We start from the raw sequence: 2,371 nt of genomic DNA on the forward strand, positions 1-2,371 counted from the left end.
CGGGCGGAAACTTGAGCGCGCGCGATGGAGCGTGCGCTCAGGTAGCCGGCCAGTGCGGGAGGACGACCCCTTGCCACAGGAAGAACACCACGAGCCCGGCCGCGATCGTCACGAGCGGGCGGCGGGTCGCGGCTGACACGAGCACGGCCGCGAGTGCGCCGACGAGCTGCGGATTGCGCCAGGTCAGCTCGGCCGTGCCGCCGTGCGGCGAGACGGTCATCGGCACGATGATCGCGGTCAGCACGGTGACCGGCACGAAGGCGAGCGCGGTTCGCACGAGCGGCGGGAACGTCAGCCGCTCGCCGAACAGGAACAGTGTCGAGCGGATCGCATACGTGATGACGGCCATCCCGAGGATCAACAGCGCGTAGCTCACGATGCGGCCTCCGAACGAGCGTTGGCGCGCGTGCGATCGTGCCGCAGCGTGAGCACGACGCCGATCGCGACGCCGGCGGCGACCGCGCCGAGCAGCCCGAGCTTGTACGGCCAGCTCTGCCAGAAGTACGCGAGCGTGCCGGCCGTGGCGGCCGCCGCGAAATAGCGCAGCGTGCCGAGCTGCGGGACGACGATCGCGATGAAGGTCGCCGCCATCGCGAAATCGAGGCCGAGCGACTGCAGGCCCGGGAACGCCGCGCCGAAGCCGATGCCCGCGAGCGTCCAGACCTGCCAGTTCAGGTACATCGCGAGCCCGGAGCCGAAAAAGTAGTGGGGGCCGATCGTACCGGGCGGGTAGTGCCGGTAGTGGCCGTAGGCGACCGCGAACACCTCGTCGGTCATCAACGCGCCGAGCGTCGCGCGCCAGCGCAGCGGCAGGTGGGCGACATAGGGCGCGAGCGTCGCGCTGTACAGCAGGTGACGCAGGTTCACGATCAGCGTCGTGGCGAGCACGACGACGAAACTGGCGCTGCCGGCGATCAGGCCGAGCGCGATGAATTGCGCGGAGCCCGCGAACACGGCGAGCGACATCAGTGCGCCGTGCCACGCGGCGAGCGGACCGCCGCCGACGAGCGTGCCGAATATCACGCCGAACGGCGCGGCGCCGATCATCATCGGGATCGTGTCGCGCGCGCCGTCGAGCCATTCGTTGAGCGGGCGGCGCGGGGGTGATGCGGGTGTCTTGTTCAAGAAGCGCTCCTCCATGAGCGGGAGGATAGCGGGCCGGCGGCGAGCCGGCTTGTATGTTCTTGCGCCCGCCGGAGCGGGGCCGGTGCTCACGTGCCGGCCGGCACGGGGCGCGGCGCGGCCGGCGATGGCGGGATGCCGCGCGTCAGCTTGCCTGCCAGCGCCCGGGCGGCACGCCGAACATCCGTTTGAAATGCCGCGTGAAGTGGCTCTGGTCGACGAAGCCGCTGGCCGCGGCGACATCGGCGACGGGCACGCCCGCACGCAGCGGCGCCAGCGCACGCTGCAGCCGCAGCTGGTTGCGCCACGCATGCGGCGGCATGCCGGTCGTGCGTGTGAACAGGCGCGCCGCGTGAAATGGCGACAGGCCGACCGTCTGCGCGACGTCGTCGAGCGTCACCGTGGACGTCAGGTCGGCGGCGAGCCGCTCGCGCATCACGTCGACGCGAGGCTCGTCGGCCGCGAGCGGCTCCGGTTGCGGCCGCACGTCGGCGTGACGCACGATCAGCGTCGACAGCGCGTCGAGCATCGCGGTTTCGGCGGCGAGCGGATCGTAGATGCGCGGCGCACCGGTGGCCGAATCGCCGGCCGCCGGATTGCCGGCCGGCTGTCCGGGCGCATCGGCCTGCGACGACCGCGCGCGCTCGCTGCCGGCTTCCAGCATCCGGTGCGCGAGCGTGAGCCGGGCCGCGAGATCGGCGTCGCGGATCACGTCGGGGGCAAACCACGGCGCCTCCTGCGGGCGGCCCGCGATCGACCTCGCGAGTTCGTGGATGAATTCGACCGGCATGTAGCTGACGCGATAGCACCAGCCTTCGTCGGCGGCACGCGAGCCCGTATGCACTTCACCGGGATTGATCACGGGCACGGTGCCCGTTTCGGCGACGTAGCCGGTGCCGCGATAGGTGAAGCGTTCCGCGCCTTCGAGAATCACGGGGATCGTGTACGCGTCGTGCCAGTGGGGCGCGAACGCGTGATCGCGATAGGTGGCCGTGAGCAGATCCGCGTCCGGCACGAGCGGCGTACGCCAGTAGCGTGCGGAATCGGGGAGGCGGGTGGAGGACATGATCGGGCGCGAGCGGTCGAACCAACAGTGTATCGCTCGCGCGCCCGGCGGGTGCGGCCTTACTTGACCGGAATCGTCGTGCCGGCCGGCATCGGCACCGCGGTGACGGCGTTCTTCGGGCTGCCGCTGACGATACGGTCGCTGTAGGTCAGATAGACGATCGTGTTGCGTTTCTTGTCGACC

Annotated in this window: 4 protein-coding genes; all 4 read right to left on the reverse strand. The window is 70.8% G+C overall.

Annotated features, from left to right (window positions below):
- Nucleotides 1-37: 37 nt before the first annotated feature.
- Nucleotides 38-376 carry an AzlD domain-containing protein gene (locus JMF90_RS33655; RefSeq protein WP_006476529.1) on the reverse strand — a complete coding sequence of 113 codons (339 nt, stop codon included), beginning with the start codon at nucleotides 374-376 and terminating at the stop codon, nucleotides 38-40.
- Nucleotides 373-1,140, reverse strand: coding sequence for an AzlC family ABC transporter permease (locus JMF90_RS33660; protein ID WP_011694222.1), 768 nt, complete (start codon nucleotides 1,138-1,140; stop codon nucleotides 373-375). The genes JMF90_RS33655 and JMF90_RS33660 overlap by 4 nt, the downstream gene beginning before the upstream one ends.
- Nucleotides 1,141-1,267: 127 nt before the next feature.
- Nucleotides 1,268-2,188, reverse strand: a complete 921-nt coding sequence (locus JMF90_RS33665; RefSeq protein WP_011544917.1) for an AraC family transcriptional regulator — start codon at nucleotides 2,186-2,188, stop codon at nucleotides 1,268-1,270.
- Nucleotides 2,189-2,247: 59 nt separating this feature from the next.
- A partial coding sequence (locus JMF90_RS33670) for a CreA family protein (protein WP_201326042.1) occupies nucleotides 2,248-2,371 on the reverse strand: 124 nt, incomplete at its 5' end.

It is taken from the genome of Burkholderia sp. E168m23, assembly GCF_016586125.1.
GTDB lineage: Bacteria > Pseudomonadota > Gammaproteobacteria > Burkholderiales > Burkholderiaceae > Burkholderia > Burkholderia orbicola.